This window comes from Sphaerotilus sp. (assembly GCF_034519685.1).
Classification (GTDB): domain Bacteria; phylum Pseudomonadota; class Gammaproteobacteria; order Burkholderiales; family Burkholderiaceae_C; genus Sphaerotilus.
Window position 1 is genome coordinate 1,498,455 of the sequence record NZ_JAXHOF010000003.1, and the last position, 21,792, is coordinate 1,520,246.

General features: G+C 68.8%; 17 protein-coding genes. 12 read left to right on the forward strand and 5 right to left on the reverse strand.

Going from position 1 to position 21,792, the window contains the following annotated elements; translation table 11 throughout:
- The first annotated feature begins 5 nt into the window (after positions 1–5).
- The 4 genes from gspN to gspF are packed head-to-tail and all read left to right on the forward strand — an operon-like array spanning position 6 to position 5,764.
- Positions 6–914 carry a type II secretion system protein N gene (gene gspN / locus U5O44_RS10675; RefSeq protein ID WP_322588401.1) on the forward strand — a complete coding sequence of 303 codons (909 nt, stop codon included), beginning with the start codon at positions 6–8 and terminating at the stop codon, positions 912–914.
- A gap of 2 nt (positions 915–916) precedes the next feature.
- On the forward strand, positions 917–3,106 hold the full coding sequence (gene gspD, locus U5O44_RS10680) for a type II secretion system secretin GspD (RefSeq protein WP_322588402.1): 2,190 nt from the start codon (positions 917–919) through the stop codon (positions 3,104–3,106).
- 2 nt (positions 3,107–3,108) lie between these two features.
- Positions 3,109–4,524 (forward strand): type II secretion system ATPase GspE, encoded by a 1,416-nt coding sequence (gspE, locus tag U5O44_RS10685; RefSeq protein WP_322588403.1) that lies wholly within the window; start codon positions 3,109–3,111, stop codon positions 4,522–4,524.
- A gap of 16 nt (positions 4,525–4,540) precedes the next feature.
- Entirely contained in the window at positions 4,541–5,764 is a 1,224-nt protein-coding gene (gene gspF, locus U5O44_RS10690; protein ID WP_322588404.1) for a type II secretion system inner membrane protein GspF, read from the forward strand.
- A gap of 39 nt (positions 5,765–5,803) precedes the next feature.
- On the opposite strand, the gene U5O44_RS10695 is transcribed toward gspF, so the two are convergent.
- The 3 genes from U5O44_RS10695 to U5O44_RS10705 form a co-directional block, all read right to left on the reverse strand.
- Positions 5,804–6,061 (reverse strand): MoaD/ThiS family protein, encoded by a 258-nt coding sequence (locus U5O44_RS10695; RefSeq protein ID WP_322588405.1) that lies wholly within the window; start codon positions 6,059–6,061, stop codon positions 5,804–5,806.
- The gene (locus U5O44_RS10700; protein WP_322588406.1) at positions 6,058–7,236 is read right to left on the reverse strand and encodes a WD40/YVTN/BNR-like repeat-containing protein; all 1,179 of its coding nucleotides are present in this window, start codon (positions 7,234–7,236) and stop codon (positions 6,058–6,060) included. The genes U5O44_RS10695 and U5O44_RS10700 overlap by 4 nt, the downstream gene beginning before the upstream one ends.
- 100 nt (positions 7,237–7,336) lie before the next feature.
- Entirely contained in the window at positions 7,337–8,986 is a 1,650-nt protein-coding gene (locus tag U5O44_RS10705) for a diguanylate cyclase (RefSeq protein WP_322588407.1), read from the reverse strand.
- Between the two features lie 314 nt (positions 8,987–9,300).
- On the opposite strand from U5O44_RS10705, the gene U5O44_RS10710 reads away from it, so the two are divergent.
- A complete protein-coding gene (locus U5O44_RS10710; protein WP_322588408.1) occupies positions 9,301–10,290 on the forward strand; it encodes an AAA family ATPase in 990 nt (329 codons plus the stop codon).
- Positions 10,291–10,325: 35 nt separating this feature from the next.
- Here U5O44_RS10710 and U5O44_RS10715 read toward each other — a convergent pair whose 3' ends face one another.
- Together U5O44_RS10715 and U5O44_RS10720 are read right to left on the reverse strand one after the other, a co-directional pair.
- Positions 10,326–12,197: a diguanylate cyclase gene (locus U5O44_RS10715; RefSeq protein WP_322588409.1), complete on the reverse strand. Its 1,872-nt coding sequence runs from the start codon at positions 12,195–12,197 to the stop codon at positions 10,326–10,328.
- A 128-nt stretch (positions 12,198–12,325) separates the two neighbouring features.
- On the reverse strand, positions 12,326–13,069 hold the full coding sequence (locus U5O44_RS10720) for a Crp/Fnr family transcriptional regulator (protein ID WP_322588410.1): 744 nt from the start codon (positions 13,067–13,069) through the stop codon (positions 12,326–12,328).
- Between the two features lie 261 nt (positions 13,070–13,330).
- On the opposite strand from U5O44_RS10720, the gene U5O44_RS10725 reads away from it, so the two are divergent.
- From U5O44_RS10725 to U5O44_RS10755, 7 genes are all read left to right on the forward strand, one after another.
- A complete protein-coding gene (locus U5O44_RS10725; RefSeq protein ID WP_322588411.1) occupies positions 13,331–15,277 on the forward strand; it encodes an AMP-dependent synthetase/ligase in 1,947 nt (648 codons plus the stop codon).
- A complete protein-coding gene (locus tag U5O44_RS10730) occupies positions 15,274–16,059 on the forward strand; it encodes an ABC transporter ATP-binding protein (protein ID WP_322588412.1) in 786 nt (261 codons plus the stop codon). Before U5O44_RS10725 ends, U5O44_RS10730 begins: the two co-directional genes overlap by 4 nt.
- Before the next feature lie 19 nt (positions 16,060–16,078).
- A complete protein-coding gene (locus tag U5O44_RS10735; protein ID WP_322588413.1) occupies positions 16,079–17,008 on the forward strand; it encodes a branched-chain amino acid ABC transporter permease in 930 nt (309 codons plus the stop codon).
- 41 nt (positions 17,009–17,049) lie between these two features.
- On the forward strand, positions 17,050–18,114 hold the full coding sequence (locus tag U5O44_RS10740) for a branched-chain amino acid ABC transporter permease (RefSeq protein ID WP_322588414.1): 1,065 nt from the start codon (positions 17,050–17,052) through the stop codon (positions 18,112–18,114).
- Between the two features lie 77 nt (positions 18,115–18,191).
- Positions 18,192–19,520, forward strand: a complete 1,329-nt coding sequence (locus U5O44_RS10745; protein ID WP_322588415.1) for an ABC transporter substrate-binding protein — start codon at positions 18,192–18,194, stop codon at positions 19,518–19,520.
- Between the two features lie 41 nt (positions 19,521–19,561).
- Complete coding sequence (locus U5O44_RS10750) at positions 19,562–20,374, forward strand: ABC transporter ATP-binding protein (RefSeq protein ID WP_322588416.1); 813 nt, start codon at positions 19,562–19,564, stop codon at positions 20,372–20,374.
- 47 nt (positions 20,375–20,421) lie between these two features.
- The gene (locus tag U5O44_RS10755) at positions 20,422–21,684 is read left to right on the forward strand and encodes a phenylacetate--CoA ligase family protein (RefSeq protein WP_322588417.1); all 1,263 of its coding nucleotides are present in this window, start codon (positions 20,422–20,424) and stop codon (positions 21,682–21,684) included.
- Positions 21,685–21,792: the final 108 nt, after the last annotated feature.

A 21,792-nucleotide genomic window follows, 5' to 3' on the forward strand; every position in this document is an offset into this window, starting at 1 on the left:
ACCCCATGGCCCGACCCGGCATTCCCTGGCGCCCGACCTACCAGCCTTCGGCGCAACCCTCGATCTTCGGCAACCCGAGCCGCAAGGCCACTGGCCATGGCTGGGTGGCGCAGGCCCGTGCCAGCCGGCGCTGGGCGGTGGTCGGCGCGGCCGCAGGGACGCTGATCGCCCTCGTCGCCTTCGCGCCGGCGCACTGGCTGGCCCAGGCCGTCGCCAGTGCGACACAGCAGCGCGTGCTGCTCGCCAACGCTCAAGGCACCGTGTGGTCCGGCGATGCCGTGCTGATCCTCGGCGCCGGCGTCGGCAGCCGGGATGCGCGCGCACTGCCCGGCCGCATCCGCTGGAGCCTGCGTCCCGCCAGCAGCGCCATCCGCCTCGCGCTGCGGCACGATTGCTGCCTCAACGGCGAACAGGTGCTGCTCGTGCGCCCCGGCATCGGACAGGCGCAGGTGTCGGTCCAGCCCGGTGCGGCAGGCCCGGGCGACTGGGTCGGTCAGTGGCCGGCCGCCTGGCTGGTCGGCCTGGGCACGCCGTGGAACACCCTGCGCCCTGGCGGCGCCCTGCGCCTGACCACGCAGGACCTGTCGCTGCGCTGGGCCCAGGGCCGCTTCGCGATGACGGGCAGCGCGGGGCTGGAGCTGCGCGACTTTTCTTCCCGCCTGTCGACGCTGCCGCGGCTGGGCAGCTACCGCGTCACGCTCAGCGGCGACCCGGCACAGGCCGGCACCGCGATGGTGACGCTGGACACCCTCGACGGCGCCCTGCGGCTCAGTGGCTCGGGCAGCTGGAGCATGAGCGGCCTGCGCCTGCGCGGCGAAGCCACCGCCACCGACGCCGACCGCCCGGCCCTGAACAACCTGCTCAACATCATCGGACGGCGCCAAGGCGCGCGCTCCCTGCTCACGATCGGATGACCATGACGCTGTGCCCACGTCCCTCCGCCCCGCGCCGCGTGCTCGCCGCGGCGCTGGCCGGCACCCTGGCCCTCGGCCACCTCGCCCCGCTGCAGGCGCAGTCCTCGCGCCGCAATGCACCCGCCACGGCCAAGGTCACGGTGAACTTCGTCAACGCCGACATCGAGGCGGTCTCGCGCGCGATGGCCGCCATCGTCAAGCGCCAGATCCTGGTCGACCCGCGGGTGCGCGGCCAGATGACGCTCTACAGCGAGCAGCCGCTGAGCGAGCGCGAGGCGTTCCTGAACTACCTGTCGGTGCTGCGCGGGCTGGGCTTCACGGTGGTGGATGTCGCCGGGCTGCTCAAGGTCGTGCCCGAGGCCGAGGCCAAGCTGCAGACCGGCACCGTCTCGGTCGGCAACGTCATGCGCACCGGCGACCAGATCCTCACGCAGGTCTTCCCGCTCAAGCACGAGAACGTCAACAACCTCGTGACCGTGCTGCGCCCGCTGATCACGCCCAACAACACCATCAACGCCAATCCCGGCAACAACACGCTGGTCATCACCGACTACGCCGACAACCTGCAGCGCCTGGCCCGCATCATCGCCGCGCTGGACACGCCCGCCGCCACCGACGTCGAGGTCATCCCCATCCGGAACGGCTCGGCGTCGGACCTGGCACCCATGGTGCAGCGCTTCGCCGACTCGTCCGCCGGTGGCGCACCCGGCGCCCCGGCTGCGATGGCGGGAGGTGTGGCGATCATGGCCGACCCGCGCACCAACTCGCTGCTGGTGCGGGCGCCGAATGCGGCGCGGCTGGCCGTCATCCGCGGCGTGATCGACAAGCTCGACCGGCCCGCTCCGACCGGCAGTCCCGCCGGCAACATCTATGTCGTCTACCTGAAGAACGCCGACGCCACCCGGCTCGCGGCCGTGCTGCGCGCCGCCTACGGTGCCGGCGGCAGCGGGGCCACGGGTGGCGGAACGGGGGCTGGCAGCACTGGCCTGGGCACCGGCTCGGCCAACAACGCGGGCAGCGTCTCCACTGCCCTCGGCGGCCAGGGGAACACCGGCGCTTCGGCGCAATCGACCTCGCCCGTCACCGCCTCGGCCAGTCCGTCGACCGGCGGCTTCGTGCAGGCCGACCCCGCCACCAACGCCCTGATCATCACCGCGCCGGAGCCGGTCTACCGCCAGCTGCGCGCCGTCATCGACCAGCTCGACGCCCGCCGCGCGCAGGTCTACGTCGAGTCGATGATCGTCAAGATGGACGCCAACCAGGCGGCCGAGTTCGGCTTCCAGTGGCAGGGCCTGCTGGGCAAGAACGGCGACAAGTACGGCGTGGTCGCCGGCACTAACTACAGCGCCAACAGCGGTGCTGGCTCAAACCTCGTCACGCTGTCCACCTCGAATGCCACCACCGGCATCAGCCTGGGCGCCGGCCTGAACGTCGGGCTGATCCAAGCCATCAACGGCGTCTACACGCTGGGTGCGCTGGCCCGCTTTCTGGAGAGCAGCACCGGCGCCAACATCCTGTCCACCCCGAACCTGGTTGCCCTCGACAATGAGGAAGCCAAGATCGTCATCGGCCAGAACGTGCCCTTCATCACCGGCAGCTTCACCAACACCGGCTCCAACAACGGCTCGGCCAACCCCTTCCAGACCATCGAGCGCAAGGACGTCGGCCTGACGCTGCGCATCAAGCCGCAGATCGGCGAGAACGGCACGGTGCGGATGCAGATCTACCAGGAGAACTCCAGCGTCATCGCCGGCACGACGTCCTCCAGCGCCGGCCCGTCGACAGAGAAGAGTTCGATCGAGACCTCGGTGGTGGTCGATGACGGCCAGATCATGGTGCTCGGCGGGCTGCTCAAGGACGAATACACCGACGGCGAGGACCGCGTGCCCGGTCTGGCCAGCATCCCGGTGTTCGGCAACCTGTTCAAGGCGCAGAACCGCAAGCGCATCAAGACCAACCTGCTGGTCTTCCTGCGTCCGGTCGTGATGCGCACCCAGGAAGACGCCAATGCGCTGACCCTGGACCGCTACGACATGATCCGCGCCCGCCAGCAGGAGGGCCAGCCCAAGCCCTCGTCGGTGCTCGGCATCAACGAGGCCCCGGTGCTGCCCGAACAGCGGCGCGGCGAGCGGGCCTCGCCGATGTCGCCGACCGCACCCGCAACGCCGGCCACCACCACACCGGGCCGCTGACCGTGCGCCATCCCCTGCCCTACGCCTGGGCGAAAGCCCAGCGCCTGCTGCTCGAAGACGACGGTGACCGCCTGGTGCTGTGGGCCGACGCCGACGCCCCACGCTCGGCACTGGCCGAAGTGCTGCGCCTGCACGCCATCGACGCGATCGAGCGCGAAGCCCCCGAGCGCCTCGCCCAGCGCATCGCGCAAGCCTATGCCGGCGGTGAATCCAGCGCCGCGGCGGTGGTCGGCGAAGTGGAGAGCGCGGTCGACCTGAGCCGGATGATGCAGGACCTGCCCGCCGTGGAAGACCTGCTCGAAGCCGCCAACGACGCGCCGATCATCCGCATGCTCAACGCCCTGCTGACGCAGGCGGCCAAGGACGGCGCGAGCGACATCCACATCGAGCCGTATGAGCGTTCATCGGCCGTGCGCTTCCGCGTCGACGGCACGCTGCGCGAGGTGGTGCAGCCGAACAAGGCGCTGCACGCCGCGCTCATCAGCCGCCTGAAGATCATGGCTGAGCTGGACATCGCCGAAAAGCGCCTGCCGCAGGACGGCCGGATCTCGCTGCGCATCGGCGGTCGCGCGATCGACGTGCGCGTCTCGACGCTGCCGGGCGTGCATGGCGAACGCGCCGTGCTGCGCCTGCTCGACAAGGGCGAGGCCAAGTTCTCGCTGCAGGGTCTGGGCATGCAGGGCGACACCTACACGCGCTTTTCCGGCCGCATCCAGCAGCCGCACGGCATCGTCCTTGTCACCGGCCCGACCGGTTCCGGCAAGACGACCACGCTCTACGCCGCGCTCGGCCAGGTCGACACCACCACCACCAACGTGCTGACCGTCGAGGATCCGGTGGAATACGAACTGGGCGGCATCGGCCAGACGCAGGTCAACGCCAAGATCGACCTGACCTTCGCCAAGGCGCTGCGGGCGATCCTGCGGCAAGACCCGGACGTCATCATGATCGGCGAGATCCGCGACCACGAGACGGCGCAGATCGCCGTGCAGGCCTCGCTGACCGGCCACCTCGTGCTCGCCACGCTGCACACCAACGACGCGCCGAGCGCCGTGACGCGGCTGACGGACATGGGCATCGAGCCCTTCTTGCTGAGTTCGTCGCTGCTGGGCGTGCTGGCGCAGCGGCTGGTGCGCAAGCTGTGTCCGGCGTGCAAGCGCGAAGGCGACGACGGCCGCTGGCACCCGGTGGGCTGCGACGCCTGCGGACACAGCGGCTACAAGGGCCGCACCGGTGTGTACGAGCTGATGGTGGTCGATGACGCGGTGCGCGCGCTGGTCCACAGCCGCGCCAGCGAGTCGGAGCTGATCGCCGCGGCCCGTGCGGGCGGGCTGCGCTCGATGCGCGAGGACGGCGAGCGGCTGGTCGCCACCGGCGTCACGTCGCTGGAAGAGCTGCTGCGCGTGACGCGCGACTGAACCGGACCCCGCGCCCATGCCCGCCTACCGATACGAAGCCCTCGATGCCGCCGGCAAGACCCAGACCGGGCTGCTCGAAGGCGACAACGCCAAGGCGGTGCGCTCGCAGTTGAGGGCGCGGGCGCTGGTGCCGCTGGATGTGCAGCCGGTCGCCTCGGAAGCGGCGGCCACGGCGGCGGCGGGCGGCTCGATGATGCGCCGCCGGGTGTTCTCGGCGACGACGCTGGCGATCTGGACGCGGCAGCTCGCCGGGCTGGTCGGCGCCGGGTTGCCGCTGGAGCGCGCCCTGACCGCGCTGGCCGACGAGGCCGAAGACCCGCGCCAGCGCGACCTGCTCGCCCACCTGCGCGCCGAGGTGAACGGCGGCTCGCCCTTCGCCAGTGCGCTGGGCGGGGCGCCGCGCGAGTTCGATGACGTGTACCGCGCCGTGGTCGCCGCGGGCGAGCAGAGCGGCCAGCTCGGGCGCGTGCTGGAAAAGCTCGCCGACGACCTGGAGGAGCGGCAGGCACTGAAGTCGAAGCTGGTCGGCGCGACGCTGTACCCGGCCATCGTCTCGGTGGTGGCGGTGGTGATCGTCGTCTTCCTCGTCACCTACGTGGTGCCGCAGGTGGCGCAGGTGTTCGCCGGCAGCAAGAAGGCGCTGCCCTTTCTCACCAGCGCGATGCTGGCCCTGAGCGCCTTCCTGCGCACCTGGGGCTGGGCATTGCTGCTGGGGCTGATCGGCGCGGGCGGGCTGCTGGTGCTGGCGCGGCGCAACGAGGCCACGCGGGAGCGGCTGGACGCAGCGGTGCTGACGGTGCCGATCGTCGGCCGGCTGGCGCGCAGCTACAACGCGGCGCGTTTCGCGGGCACGCTGGCGATGCTGGCCGGCTCGGGCGTGCCGATCCTGAAAGCCCTGCAGGCGGCGGCCGAGACGCTGTCGAACCGCGCGATGCGGGCCGACGCGCTGGCCGCGCTGGTGCAGGTGCGGGAAGGCGCACCGCTGGCCTCGGCGCTGTCGTCGAAGAAGCGGTTTCCGGGGCTGCTGTCGATGTTCGCGCGCCTGGGCGAGCAGACCGGCGAGCTGCCCGTGATGCTGCAGCGCGCCGCCACCCAGCTCAGCGCCGAGGTCCAGCGCCGCGCGATGCAGATGGCCACCATCCTGGAGCCGATGCTGATCGTGGTGATGGGCGCGATGGTGATGGTGATCGTGCTGGCGGTGCTGCTGCCGATCATTCAGCTCAATACGTTCGTGAAGTGACCGTACTGCGTCGCTTGAACAGCAGTGCGGACTGCGGCCTCACCCGCCGCTCAGCGCCAGCACGAAGTTCACCTGCTCGGTCGGCGGCAGCGGAGCGTTCAGATCGAACAGCGGTCGCCCGTTGACGAAGACCCGCAGATGCGGGCGGATGCGCTCCTGTTCATCGACGATGCGGAAACGCAGCCCGGGATACCGCGCCTCCAACCCGTCCAGCACGGCGCCCAGCGTGTCGCCAGCCCCGTCGATGAGCGGCGCGCCGGTATAGGACTGCAGCGCCGACGGAATGAGCACCCTCACCGCAGATCCACCACATCAAGCGCGTAGATCTCCGGCAGGTGCTGCACCAGCGGCGCCCACGCGGCCCCTTCATCCCGGCTGATCCACAGCTCCCCGCTGGTCGTGCCGAGGTACAGCCCCACCGGGTCGCCCGCGTCGGCGCACATCGCCTGGCGCTTCAGCGTCCACCACGCCTGGCTGCGCGGAAACCCGACGTCCTGGCGTTTCCAGGTGCGGCCGGCGTTGTGCGTGACGTAGGCGGCCGGCTTGCCTTGCGGGCTGGTGCGTGGCCAGACATCCGAGCCGTCCATCGGGAACACCCAGGCGGTGTCGGCATCCCGCGGGTGCACCACCATCGGGAAGCCGATCGCCCCCACCTTGGCCGGCATGGCGTCACCAATGGACACCCAGTCGGCGTCCGGCCGGTCCTGGCGGAAGATGCCGCAGTGGTTCTGCTGGTAGAGCCGGTCGGGCTGGCTCGGGCAGCGCCGCACGCAATGCGGGTCGTGGAAGGTGACCACCGCCGGATCGAAGCCCTCGACCACCTTCAGACCCGCCACGCGCGGTGCCCAGGTCTGGCCGGCATCGACCGACTCGTGCACACCACCGCCGGACATCGCGATGTGCAGGTGCCGGGCGTCGCGCGGATCGACCAGGATGGAATGCAGCTTGGGGCCGTCGGGCGTGCCGTCCTGCACCGTGCCCATCCACTCGCGGAACTGCGGGTCATCGTTGAGCGTGGAAAACGGCGCCCAGGTCACGCCGCCGTCCTCGGAGCGGAACAGCCCCTGCGGCGAGGTGCCGGCGTACCAGACACCCGGCTCGCGGGCACTGCTGGGGGTCAGCCAGAAGGTGTGGTCCACCACGCGGCCGGTTTCGCCAGGGGCGGCCTTGGCGAAGGCGGGGGGCCGGGCGGCTTCGGTCCAGGTGCGACCGAAATCGGTCGAGCGGAACACGGTCGGGCCGAGGTGGCCGGTGCGTGCGGCGGCGAGCAGCGTCTGCCCGTCACGCGGATCCAGCACCAGGTGGCTGATCACATGGCCCAGGAAGTGCGGACCGTCGACGCGCCAGGTCTCGCGCCGGGTGTCACCGTGCAGGATCCAGGCCCCTTTGCGGGTCGCCACCAGCAGCACCACCGCACCCAGCCGGCGGGACCGGCTGGACATCGTCGTCTTGGGCATGGGCAGGTCGGGCATGGAGTCTCCTTTGAACCATGGCCGACGAGGATGTCACGCCGAAACGCGGTCGTCCACCGGGTATCCCTCAAGCGCTGCCGCAGTGCCGGGCCCGCTGCGCTCACTCGCCCTGCGCGAGGCGCCGCACTTGGCGCTTGCCTGCCTGCTTGCCGAGGTACATCGCCCGGTCGGCCCGGCGCAGCAGCCCGGCCATGTCCAGCCCGTCCATCGGCGCCAGCGCATAGCCGATGGTCGCCCCAACCCGGCAGACGTGCGTGCCCAGCACCATCGGCGCCTCCAGCGCCTGCATCAGGTCTTCGCCGATGCGCTCGGCCGCCGCATCGTCCGGCAGATCGCCCACCAGCAGCACGAACTCGTCGCCCCCGGTGCGGGACACCAGGTCGACGTCCCGCACCTGAGCGCACAACCGCAGCCCGACCTCGACCAGCACCCGATCGCCGACCTCGTGGCCACGCAGGTCGTTGATCTGCTTGAAACCATCCAGGTCGACCAGGTAGACCGCCAGCAGCCGACCCGGGCGCAGCCGGTCCAGCAGGGGCGTGACCGCCGCCTGCAGCCCGCGCCGGTTGAGCAGCCCGGTGAGGGCATCGGTCTCGGCCAGGTGGCGCAGGTGATCGCCGTCACGGGTGGCCTGTTCGGCCGCCCACCGCAACTGCTCGACGCGCATGCCCATCACGACCAGCCACATCACCATTTCCACCAGCGAGGCAGCCTGCAACGCGTTCAGCGTCACCGGGGTCGCTGCCACATGACCGGCCAGCAGCAAGGCGGTGGTCAGGCCCCCGACGGCATAGACCGCCCAGCCGATGAACATGTAAGCGGCGGCCCGATCGCCCTGCCGCCAGCGCCGCCACGCGAAAGGCAGCGCCAGGAACATCGGGAGCTGCCCCAGCACCTTGGACGCCTGCTGCCCCTCGCGGTAGCCGAAGACATCCACCAGCAGCAACGCGACCGACACCACGGCCGCCACCGCACCCACCTGCATCACCCGCGACATGCGCCGCGACAGCGCGCGGATGTCCAGCACGCGGTCGATGAACAGGAAGGCACCCGCCCCGCTCAACAGCACACACGCCGGCGACAGCACCGCCGACACCCGCACGTGCTCACCCCAGAGGTGCTGCAGGCCCAGGCCGTTGAACGAGAACAGGAACAGCCCGAGCCCGGAAATGCTGAGGCTGTAGAACGCGAACATCCCGTCGCGCAGACTCGCCCACTGCGCCAGGCTGTAGAACAGCAGGCACAGCACGATCCCGGACGACAGCCCCTGCACGAGTTGCACCCGGTACTCGCGCTGGCTGTACTGCTCGGGCGTGAGCAGTTGCATTGGCGTGATCAGCCCCCCGGTGGTGGCCACGCGCAACAGCAGCGTGTAGCGCCCCGGCGCCAGGTCCAGCGGCAGCACATGGGTGCGGGCCGGCATCGCGCGCCAGGACATCGGGCGGCCGTCACCCGCCCGCTGGTGCGCCTCGCGCAACGGCTGGCCATCGCGCAGCACATGCAGGTCCACCTCGTCGAGCGCCGAGTACGCCACGTCCAGCAGCCACAGCCCCCGCCCGGACGGTTTCAGGTCGACATCCCAGACCAACCAGACCGCGTCCCGTCGCTCGCCAAAATTCGAATGCGGGACCTGGGGCACCCGGCGCTCGGGCAGGTGCAGGCGGGCCTCGTCCAGCGTCCACCGGGCACCAGGATCGACCATCACCGTCACGGCCGGCCAGACCTCGGCCACACGGGCCCGATCGCTCAACCCGATCGGCGGGGTCTCCGCGCGGACTGCCGCCGGCCACGCCGCAGCGAGCAGGGCCCACAAGACACCCCACCAGACCTGAATCGACAACAACCGCCAAGCGCGGCACCCGACTTTCACCTTCAAGCCACCCGATGAGACCGCGGCACCGAACACCCGGAACCTGCCCATCGGCTTTCGGCACCCCCGCGTCAAGCTGTAGCAGCCACCCCGGATCGGTCACGCGAACTGCCCCGGGTTGGGGGTGCTTCCCCGCTGTGCGACCGACCTGGCTTGCGTCATGCTAGTCACCAGACAGTCACCCGGAGGTTTGCATGCACCCACCCTGCACCGATCTTGTCTGCGCCATCCCCATCGCCCGGATGCGCCACCTCTACCGCCTCGACGAGGTCGAGCGCCGGCTCACCCGGCTCGCCCCGAAGGACCACGAACAACTGCGCGCCACCTATGAGCGCATGCTCGAAAAAGGCCCGGAGCGCTTCCAGGTCAAGCCGTCCGGTCTGCCGCTGATGGACCACCTGTACGACGAGCTGCCCAACTTCCACCCGGTGCTCGACGACGTGCGCCGCCAGCTGGCCCTGTGCGAGGACAGTGGCGACGCGCTGGAGATCACGCCGATGCTGCTGCTCGGCCCGCCAGGGGTGGGCAAGACGCACTTCGCGCGCGAGCTGTCGCACCTGCTGGGCACCGGTATGGGCTTCGTGTCGATGAGTTCGCTGACCGCCGGCTGGGTGCTGTCGGGCGCGTCCAGCCAGTGGAAGGGGGCGCGGCCGGGCAAGGTGTTCGAGACGCTGGTGGACGGCGCCTACGCCAACCCGCTGATCGTCGTGGACGAGATCGACAAGGCTGGCGGCGAACATGCCTATGACCCGCTCGGCTCGCTCTACAGCCTGCTGGAGCACGACACCGCACACAGCTTCACCGACGAGTTCGCCGAAGTCGCGATCGACGCCAGCCAGGTGATCTGGGTCGCCACCGCCAACGACGAGCGCGCCATTCCCGAGCCGATCCTCAACCGGATGAACGTCTACGAGGTGCCGATGCCAGATGCGGACGCCGCCCGGCGCATCGCGCTGCGGCTGTACACCAGCATCCGCGCGGCGCACGAGTGGGGCCGCCGCTTCGACGAGACGCCGTCGGAGGCCGTGCTGGAGCGTTTCGCGGAGATGGCCCCGCGCGAGATGCGCCGCGCCTGGATGACCGCCTTCGGCAACGCCAAGCTGGCGCGGCGCACCACGGTGGTGCTGGCGGACCTGCCCGACAGCGGTGCGGGCAAGCGCACGCCGATCGGCTTCGTGCACTGACGGACCGGACCGCCCCCCCGGGGGCCGCAGCAGCGTCAGCAGGATTGCGCGCAATCCGGTCGGCTTCGGGGCGCAGGCGCGGGCCCGGTCTCCAGTGGCGCCCAGGCCCGGCGCACCTGCCGCCGCCCCGCCTGCTTGCCCGCGTACATCGCCTGGTCGGCCAGCCCCAGCAAGGCGCCGAGGTCGCGGCTGTCGGTTGGCGCCAGCGCATAGCCGATCGTCGCCCCGACGGTGCAGTCCGATCCCTGCAGGGTGATGGGCTTGTGCATCGACACCAGCAGCTTGTCTCCGACCTGCCGCGCCATCTCCTCGTCGCGCAGCCCGGTGACCACCACCACGAACTCGTCACCGCCGATCCGCGCCACCAGGTCACCCGGGCGGAGCTGCGTGCCCAGGCGTGTGGCGATCTCGATCAGCACCGCATCGCCCGCATGGTGTCCGAGGCGGTCGTTCACGGGCTTGAAGCCATCAAGGTCAAGCAGGTAGAGCGCGGCCAGCCGGTCGGCTTGCGCCTGCTGCAGCAGCGACTCGGCCGCGGCCTGGAGTCCGCGGCGGTTGAGCACGCCCGTCAGCGCGTCCGTGTCCGCCAGATGGCGCAAGCGCTCGCCGTCGAGCCGGTCGCGCTCGGCGCTGCGACGCAGGGTGTCCACGCGGATCCCCATCACCACGACCCACATCACCATCTCGATCAGCGAAGCCACCTGGAACAGGTGCAGCGTGACGGGTGTGGCCGGGATGCGCCCGCTGATGAGCAGCGCCAGCACCACCACCCCCGCGGTGTAGATGCCCCAGCCGACCAGGATGTAGCCCGCGGCCCGGTCGCCCTGGCGCCAGCGCCGCCAGGCCACCGGCAAGGCCAGGATCGTCGGAAACTGGCCCAGCACCTTGGCCACCTGCTGGCCATCGCGGTAGGTGATCACGCCACTCACCAGCAGCAGCAGGCTCACCACACACAGCAGCGCGCCGACACGCATCGCCAGGGACAGCCGGGGCGAGATCTGCCGGATCTCGAGCGCCCGGTCGATGAAGAGAAACGCCCCGAGCACGCCCACGAGGATGCAGACAGGCGGCAACAGCTCGGACACCGCCAGCGCCTCGCCCCAGAGGTGCTGCAGGCCGATGCCCATGAAGGTCACCTGGAACAGCCCGACCCCGCCCACCCCGACGGCGTAATAGGCGAACATCCGGTCGCGCAGGCTGTAGCCCTGCGCCAGGCTGTAGATCAGCAGCGACAGCATCACGCCATTGGCCAGCCCCTGCAGCACCTGCGTGCGCTCCTCGCCGAACTGGCGCAGCTGGGGCGTCATCAGCCGCACCGGCACGATCATGCTGCCCGAGGTCTCGACCCGCAGCACCATCAGGTAGCGGCCGGCCGACAAGGCCAGCGGCATCACGTGGGTGCGGGTGGGCATGGGCCGCTCGGACAGCCGCAGCCGGTCACCATTGCGCACCAGCTGCACCGGCTGGCCCTCACGCAGCAGGTACAGATCGACATGGTCCAGCGCCGGATAGCCCACGTCGAGCAGCCAGTCGCCGACGGCTTCAGGCTCGACCAGCACATCCCAGACCAGCCAGACCACCCCGGCGAACTCGCCAAAATTCGAGACTGGCACCGCAGGCGATCGCCGCTCGGACAGGCGGGCCAGCACATCCGGCAACTGCCAGCGGGCCGCCGGCTCCGTGAGCACGGACAGCACGGGCCAGACATCGACCGCGCTGCGGCGGCTTTCCAGCACGGCGATGCCCGGCGCGCGGATGCGGGCGGGGTCGGGCGCTGCGGCCGCTGGCGCAGGTGCGGCCGGCGCCAGCGGCAGGAGCCCCACTCCCCAGCACGCCACCAGCAGCGCGACCAGCCACCCCGTCAGGATGACCGCCCCCCGCCAGGAAAACCCACGCACACGCAACATGCAGTCTCGCACTGGACGGGCATCGAACGCCCTCCCGCCCTTTCGGCAAACCCGCGACACACGGGTTCAGCGTCGTTGTCGACGCCTGCGGGCAGAACTTGACCGGTCTCGCCGGTCTCGAATGGCGCTCAGCCCTTCGGGCCCTTCTCGGCTGCGCGTGCCGAGTCCAGCGGCCCGTAGGCGCGCAGGCCCGCCAGGTCCAGCACCCGCAGGCCGCCATACTCGATGCGGATCAGCCGCCGCGCCTGCAGCACCCGCAGCGCCTCGTTGACCCGCTGGCGCGACAGCCCGACCAGGTAGCCAAGCTCCTGCTGCGTGATGCGCAGCACCTCACCCACCCCCGGGTACAGCACCGGGTGGAACAGCGCCGAGAGGTTGCGCGCGACCCGTGAGTCGGGGTCGTTGATGCGGTCGATCTCGCGGGCGGCGATGAACTGGCCGAGCCGCTCGTTGAGCTGGCTGAGCACGAAGCGGTTGAACGGCAGGCTGTGCTCCAGCAGCTCGTGGAACACCTCCACCGGCACGCCCGCCACCACCGTGCGGCGCAGCGCCTCGATGTTGTAGCGGTAGGACTCCCGCTTGAGCAGCGTGCCTTCGCCGAACCAGGCGCCGGGCGGCACGCCGGTGAAGGTGATCGGGGTGCCCATGACGTTGTCGCTGCTCATCTTGAGCAGTCCGTCGATCACACCGAACCAGTAGGTGGCCGGCCGGCCGATGCGGCAGATGAACTCGCCGGCGTCGGCCTGGACCGAACGCAGCGAAGACAGCGCCAGCGCCCGGTGCGCAGGCGCGAGCCCGGCCAGCCAGGGAATCTCGTCGATCTCGCGCCCGGTGGGCAGACGAGAGCGGTCGCGCAAGGCAGGCAGGTTCATGCAGGGCACCTCCAGGATCCAGGAGATTGGCGGGCAGTGGCAGCCGGTGGCCGGCGGCCGGGGCGGGAAACTCCGCTTGGGAGTGTCCCTAGGATTGTCGTCAGGTTGACATCCTGACGTCAAACCCAGGCCTACGATGGCTCTACAACGAATCGGCCCCGAAAGCCCGCGACGCCAAGTCGCAGCAGCATTGCTCGCACGGCCCGCACTGCACACACTGTTCCGCACCCATCCCTTCCCTACACACCAAGGAGACGCGTGGTGACCACGACATTTCCGCAGCTGCTGCTGGACCACGCCCGCCAGCGTCCTGACGCACCGGCTCTGAGAGAAAAAGAATACGGGATCTGGCAGACCCTCAGCTGGAAGGCGCTGGCCGAGCAGGTCCGCCGCATGGCTGGCGGTCTGGCCGCGGCCGGGTTGCAGCATGGCCAGCACCTCGTGGTGATCGGCGACAACCGCCCGCGCCTGACGATGACGATGCTGGCGGCACAGAGCCTGGGGGCGATCCCGATCCCGCTGTACCAGGATGCCACCGGCCCGGAATGTGTCTTCCCGCTCAACAACGCCGAAGTCGCCTTCGCCGTGGTCGAGGACCAGGAGCAGGTGGACAAGCTGCTGGAGATCCGCCCGCAGTGCCCGCAGCTCGCGCACATCTGGTTCGACGACCCGCGCGGCCTGCGCAAGTACAGCGAGCCAGGTCTCGGATCGGTCGACGAGCTGCTGGCCACGGGCGACGCCTACGAGCGCCAGCATCCCGGCTTCTTCGAGAAGTCCGTCGAGAGGGTCCGCCCACAGGACGTGGCCTCGATGTTCTTCACCTCGGGCACGACCGGCAACCCGAAGGGTGTCGTCCACACCCACGGCTCGCTGACCGACCGCGCGCAGGCGGGGGCCTCCTTCGACAAGCTGACCTCGTCGGAAGAGGTGCTGGCCTACCTGCCGCCGGCCTGGATCGGCCAGAACATCTTCAGCTACGCGCAGTGGCTGGTCTGCGGCTATGTGGTGAACTGCCCCGAGTCGGCAGCGACCACCACGATCGACCTGAAGGAGATCGGCCCGACCTACTACTTCGCCCCGCCCCGGGTGTTCGAAGGGCTGCTGACCAGCGTCACGATCCGCATGGAGGACGCCGGCGGCCTCAAGAAGAGCCTGTTCAAGTCCTTCATGGCGCACGCCAAGCAGGTTGGTCCGGCGCTGATGGACGGCAAACCGGTCGGCCTGCTCGACAAGCTGAAGTACGCGCTTGGCGACCTGTGCATCTACGGCCCGCTGCGCAACTCGCTGGGCTTCAGCCGCGTGCGCGTGGCCTACACCGCCGGCGAGGCGATCGGCCCGGACCTGTTCACGTTCTACCGCTCGATCGGCGTCAACCTGAAGCAGCTCTACGGCTCGACCGAGACCGCCGTGTTCGTCTGCCTGCAGCCCGACCATGAAGCGCGCGCCGACACGGTGGGCGTGCCCTGTGACGGCGTGGAGATCCGGTTGGCCGACTCGGGCGAGATCATGATCAAGTCGCCGGGGCTGCTGAAGGAGTACTACAAGAACCCCAAGGCGACCGAGGAAGTGCTGACCAAGGACGGCTGGTACCACAGCGGCGACGCCGGCTTCATCGACGCCCACGGCCACCTGAAGATCATCGACCGCGCCAAGGATGTCGGTCGCCTCAAGGGCGGTGCGCACGACGGCGCGATGTTTGCCCCGAAGTACGTCGAGAACAAGCTGAAGTTCTTCCCGTTCATCAAGGAGGCAGTGGCCTTCGGCGACCAGCGTGACCGGGTCTGCGCCTTCATCAACATCGACATGGAAGCGGTCGGCAACTGGGCCGAGCGGCGCAACCTGCCCTACGCCGGCTATGCCGACCTCGCCGGCAAGCCCGAGGTGCTGGAGATGATGCGCGAGTGCGTCGAGAAGACCAACGCCGATCTGGCGCAGGACGAGATGCTCGCCGGTAGCCAGATCCACCGCTTCCTCGTGCTGCACAAGGAACTCGACGCCGACGACGGCGAGATGACCCGCACCCGCAAGGTCAAGCGTGGCGCCATCGCCGACAAGTACAAGGTGCTGATCGACGCGATGTACGGCGGCAAGCCTGAGCAGTTCATCGAGATCGCCGTGAAGTTCGAGGACGGCCGCACCGGCAGCGTCTCGGCCACGCTGAAGATCCTCGACACCAAGACCTTTCCCGCCGTCCGGAGGGCTGCATGAGCGACAAGAAGATCGGTGACGTCATCCTCGACGTCGCCAACATTTCCCTGCGCTTCGGCGGCGTCAAGGCGCTGACCGACATCAGCTTCAATGTGCGCGAGCACGAGGTGCGCGCCATCATCGGCCCGAACGGTGCCGGCAAGAGTTCGATGCTGAACTGCATCAACGGCGTCTACGTGCCCCAGGAAGGCAAGATCAGCTTCCGCGGCCAGACCTTCAGCCACATGAACCGCCGCCAGGTCGCCGAGATGGGCGTGGCCCGCACCTTCCAGAACCTGGCGCTGTTCAAGGGCATGAGCGTGATCGACAACCTCATGACCGGCCGCAACATGAAGATGAAGACCAACCTCTTCCAGCAGGCGATCCGCTGGGGCGCCGCCGCCCGCGAAGAGGAAGCGCACCGCGAGTTCGTCGAGCACATCATCGACTTCCTCGAGATCCAGGCCTACCGCAAGACCCCCGTCGGCCGGCTGCCCTACGGCCTGCAGAAGCGCGTCGACCTCGGCCGTGCGCTGGCGATGGAGCCGCAGGTGCTGCTGCTGGACGAGCCGATGGCCGGCATGAACGTCGAGGAGAAGCAGGACATGTGCCGCTTCGTGCTCGACATCAACGAGGAGTTCGGCACCACGATCGTGCTGATCGAACACGACATGGGCGTGGTGATGGACATCTCCGACCGGGTGGTCGTGCTCGACTACGGCAAGAAGATCGGCGATGGCACGCCGGAAGAAGTGCGTGCCAACGAGGACGTGATCAGCGCCTATCTGGGCACCAGCCACTGAAGCCCCAGGGAGAACTGCGATGGGATTTTTCCTCGAAACACTGATCGGCGGCCTGATGACAGGCATGCTGTACGCGCTGATCGCCCTCGGCTTCGTGCTGATCTTCAAGGCGTCGGGCGTCTTCAACTTCGCGCAAGGGGCGATGGTGCTGTTCGCAGCGCTGGCGATGGCGCGCTTCTCGGAGTGGATTCCTGCGCTGCTGAACCTCGACAGCAAGGTGCTGGGCAATGTGCTGGCCTTCCTCGCGGCGATGGCGGTGATGATCGTGGTGGCGTGGGTGATCGAGCGATTCGTGCTCGGCAAGCTCGTCAACCAGGAAGGCATCACGCTGCTGATGGCCACGCTGGGCATCACCTACTTCCTCGACGGTGCCGGCCAGACCCTGTTCGGCTCGGACATCTACAAGATCGACGTCGGCCTGCCCAAGGATCCGCTGTTCCTGCTCGAAAGCGTGTTCCCGGGCGGCATCCTGGTCGGCCAGGAAGACCTGTACGCCGCCCTGATCGCCGCGACGCTGGTGGTGGTGCTGGCCGCGTTCTTCCAGTACACCGCGACCGGCCGTGCCCTGCGCGCGGTGGCCGACGACCACCAGGCCGCCCAGTCGATCGGCATCCCGCTGAACCGCATCTGGGTCATCGTCTGGTCGGTGGCCGGCTTCGTGGCGCTGGTCGCCGGGATCATCTGGGGCTCCAAGCTCGGCGTGCAGTTCTCGCTGTCGCTGATTGCCCTCAAGGCCCTGCCGGTGGTGATCCTGGGTGGTCTGACCTCGGTGCCGGGCGCCATCCTCGGCGGGCTGATCATCGGCGTGGGCGAGAAGCTCTCCGAGGTCTACATCGGCCCGATGGTGGGCGGCGGCATCGAGATCTGGTTCGCCTATGCACTGGCGCTGATCTTCCTGCTGGTGCGTCCGCAAGGCCTGTTCGGCGAAAAGATCATCGACCGTGTCTGAGCCACTGACCCCCCACAACGACATCCACGGAGACACTCCCCATGCTTTACCGTGAGAACGGCCAGTTCAAGACCAGCTACCGCTCGGACCAGCAGATCTTCCCGATCACGCAGGACAGGCTGGGCGTCCTGGCGCTGGTCGCCTTTGCTGCGGTCGTGGTGCCGATGCTGGCGTCGGAATACATGTTCCGCGCCATCCTCATCCCCTTCCTGATCCTGTCGCTGGCAGCGCTCGGGCTGAACATCCTGGTCGGCTACTGCGGCCAGATCTCGCTGGGCACCGGCGGCTTCATGGCGGTCGGCGCCTACGCGGCCTACAACTTCTTCATCCGCATCGACGGCATGCCGCTGATCCCGGCGCTGCTGCTGGGCGGGCTGTGCTCGACGGTGATCGGCGTGCTGTTCGGCATTCCGTCGCTGCGCATCAAGGGGCTGTATCTGGCCGTGGCGACCCTGGCGGCGCAGTTCTTCATCGACTGGAGCTTCCTGCGCATCACCTGGTTCACCAACAACTCGGCCTCCGGGTCGGTGAGTGTCTCCGGCCTGCAGGTACTCGGCATGCCCATCGAGACGCCGACGCAGAAGTACCTGTTCTGCCTGCTCTTCCTGTGCGTGTTCGGCCTGATGGCCAAGAACCTGGTGCGCGGCAACATCGGGCGCGAATGGATGGCGATGCGCGACATGGACGTCGCAGCCTCCGTCATCGGCATCCGTCCGATCCAGGCCAAGCTGAGCGCCTTCGCGGTGTCGAGCTTCATCGTCGGTGTCGCCGGCGGGCTGTGGGGCTTCGTGCACCTGGGTTCGTGGGAGCCGGCGGCGTTCTCGATCGACCGCTCGTTCCAGCTGCTGTTCATGGTGATCATCGGCGGTCTGGGCTCGATCATGGGCAGCTTCTTCGGCGCGGCCTTCATCGTGATCCTGCCGATCCTGCTGAACCAGATCCCTGCCCTGCTGGGCATCCCGATCTCGACCTCGACCGTGGCCCACCTCGAAGCCATGATCTTCGGCGCGCTGATCGTCTTCTTCCTGATCGTCGAACCGCACGGGCTGGCCCGTCTGTGGTCGATCGGCAAGGAAAAGCTGCGCCTGTGGCCTTTCCCGCACTGAGCCGCGTTGCGTCCTTTCCCGTTCGTGTTCTCGTTCCAGTCCCCGTACCACCCACCCCGTTGACCCAAGAGGCAGACATGAAACTCAAGTCACTCGCCATCGCTGCATCCCTGACCGCGGCCGTCGCCGGCTCGCTGGTCGCCCCGGCTGCGTTCGCGCAAGCCAAGGAGCAGTTCTTCCCGGTGCTGGTGTACCGCACCGGTGCCTACGCACCCAACGGCGTTCCCTTCGCCAACGGCTATGTCGATTACCTGAAGCTCGTCAATGCCAAGGGCGGCATCAACGGCGTGAAGGTCAGCTTCGAGGAATGCGAGACCGGCTACGCCACCGACCGCGGCGTCGAATGCTACGAGCGCCTGAAGGGCAAGGGCGCGACCGTGTTCCAGCCGCTGTCCACCGGCATCACCTTCGCCCTGACCGAGAAGGCCCCCGCCGACAAGATCCCGCTCATCACCTCCGGCTACGGCCGCAGCGAGTCGGCGGACGGCGGCGTCTTCAAGTGGAACTTCCCGCTGGTGGGCACCTACTGGGTCGCGGCCGACACGCTGATCCAGCACATCGGCAAGAAGGAAGGCGGCCTCGACAAGCTCAAGGGCAAGAAGATCGCCCTCGTCTACCACGACAGCCCCTACGGCAAGGAGCCGATCCCGCTGCTGCAGGAGCGCGCCAAGATGCACGGCTTCGAGCTGACCACGATGCCCGTGACCCACCCCGGCGTCGAGCAGAAGTCGACCTGGCTGCAGATCCGCCAGAACCGTCCCGACTACATCCTGCTGTGGGGCTGGGGCGTTATGAACTCGGCTGCGCTGAAGGAAGCGGTCGCCACCGGCTATCCGCGCGAGAAGATGTACGGCGTGTGGTGGGCGGGGGCCGAACCGGACGTCAAGGACGTCGGTGCGGCCGCCAAGGGCTACAGCGCCCTGACCCTGCAGCACGGTGTCGAGATGAACGCCAAGGTGACGCAGGACGTGCTGAACATGGTCCACGCCAAGGGCCAGGGCACCGGGCCGAAGGAAGAAGTCGGCCAGGTGCTCTACATGCGCGGCCTGTCGGCGGCGATGCTGGCGGTCGAAGGCGTGCGCCGTGCGCAGGAGCGTTTCGGCAAGGGCAAGGTCGTGACCGGCGAGCAGGCACGCTGGGGCTACGAGAACCTGGCCCTCGACCAGAAGAAGCTCGACGGTCTGGGCTTCGCCGGCGTGATGCGCCCGGTCTCGACCTCGTGCAACGACCACATGGGCTCGGCCTGGGTGCGTGTGCACACCTGGGACGGCGCCAAGTGGGGCTTCTCGTCCGACTGGCTGCAAGCGGACGAGATGATCCTCAAGCCGATGGTGCGTGCTGCGGCCGACAAGTACGCCGCCGAAAAGAAGATCGAGCGCCGCAAGCCGGAAGACTGCCAGTCCTGATCTGAGCTGAACCCACTCTCGCGACCCAGGTGACACGCCCCATGAGCACTCCGAACATTCTCCTGAACGTCAACGGCATCGAGGTGATCTACAACCACGTGATCCTCGTGCTCAAGGGCGTGTCCCTGCAGGTGCCCGAAGGCAAGGTCGTGGCCTTGCTGGGCGGTAACGGCGCGGGCAAGACGACCACGCTGCGCGCCATCAGCAACCTGCTGGCCGGAGAGCGGGGTGATGTCACCAAGGGCTCGATCGAGTTGCGCGGCGAGCGCATCGACAAGCTCTCCACCTCCGACATGGTCAACCGCGGGGTGGTGCAGGTCATGGAAGGCCGGCACTGCTTCGCGCACCTGAGCATCGAGGACAACCTGATGACCGGCGCCTACACCCGCCGGGACGGCAAGGCGGCGGTCGCGCAGACGCTGGAGAAGGTCTACAACTACTTTCCCCGGCTGAAGACCCGCCGCACCAGCCAGGCCGCCTACACCTCCGGCGGCGAGCAGCAGATGTGCGCCATCGGGCGTGCGCTGATGGCCAACCCGAAGATGGTGCTGCTCGACGAGCCGTCGATGGGTCTGGCGCCGCAGATCGTGGAAGAGGTGTTCGAGATCGTGAAGGATCTGAACACCAAGGAAGGGGTCACCTTCCTGCTCGCCGAGCAGAACACCAACATCGCGCTGCGCTATTCGGACTACGGGTACATCCTGGAGAACGGCCGCATCGTGATGGACGGTGAAGCCAAGGCCCTGCGCGAGAACGAGGACGTCAAGGAGTTCTACCTCGGCATGGGTGGCGGCGACCGCAAGAGCTTCAAGGACAACAAGAGCTACAAGCGCCGCAAGCGCTGGCTGGCCTGAGCTGTTCGGTACCCATCCGCCCATCCCCCTCTAGAAAGGTTCGCGCCGTGAGCGAGTTCTACGACGCCCTGGAAACCCGCACCCACGCCCAGCGCGAAGCCGCGCAGCTCGCGGCCCTGCCCGGTCAGGTGGCACACGCGGCCAGCCGCACCCCTGCGTTTGCAGAGATCCTGGCCGGCGTTGACGCCTCCAGCATCACGAGCCGCGACGCCCTCGCCCGCCTGCCCGTGACCCGCAAGAGCGAGCTGCTCGAACGGCAGAAGGCGCTGCGCGTGCGCGACGCCTTCGGCGGTTTCTCGGCCATCGGCTGGACCGGACAGCCCGCCACCCGTGGTGCGAAGCGGGTCTTCCAGTCGCCCGGCCCGATCTACGAACCCGAGGGCACCGGGCACGACTACTGGCGCATGGCCCGCGCCATCTTCGCCGCCGGATTCCGCGCAAGCGACCTGATCCACAACAGCTTCAGCTACCACCTCACCCCCGCTGGGTCGATGATGGAGACGGGGGCCCACGCGCTGGGTTGCAGCGTCTTCGCGGGGGGCGTCGGCAACACCGAGCTGCAACTGCAGGCGGTGTCCGAGTTGCGTCCGCAGGGCTACATCGGCACACCCAGCTTCCTGAAGATCCTGGTCGAGAAAGCCGCCGAGACCGGCGCCGACATCACCTCGGTCACCAAGGCCCTGGTCAGCGGCGAGGCGTTCCCGCCGTCCTTGCGCGACTGGCTGGGCGAGCGCGGCATCGCCGGCTACCAGTGCTACGCCACCGCAGACCTCGGCCTGATCGCCTACGAGACCTCGGCGCGCCAGGGCCTGGTGATCGACGAAGGCGTGATCGTCGAGATCGTGCGTCCGGGAACGGGCGACCCAGTGCCGGACGGCGAAGTCGGCGAGCTGGTCGTGACCACGCTGAACCCCGACTACCCGCTGATCCGCTTCGGCACGGGCGACCTCTCGGCGGTGCTGGCCGGCGACTGCCCGACCGGCCGCACCGCGCGGCGCATCAAGGGCTGGATGGGCCGGGCCGACCAGACCACCAAGGTGCGTGGCATGTTCGTCCATCCATCGCAAGTGGCCGATGTCGTGCGCCGGCATCCCGAGATCGTGCGCGCCCGACTCGTGGTCGAAGGCGAGATGGCCAACGACCGCATGGCGCTGCACATCGAATGCGACGCCGCACCCGAGGGCCTGGCCGCGCGCGTGGCCGAGTCGGTGCGCGACGTGACCAAGCTGCGGGCCAACATCGTCACCGTCGCGGGCGGCACGCTGCCCAACGATGGCAAGGTGATCGAGGACCGCCGCAGCTACCAGTGACGGCAAATGACGACACCGGGTCCGTCGCCGGGCCCGCTCGGTCAGCCTGCACGCGGGTGCCCACGTGACGTCGTTACGTAGTTTCCGAGGTGCGCAGCAGACCAAGTG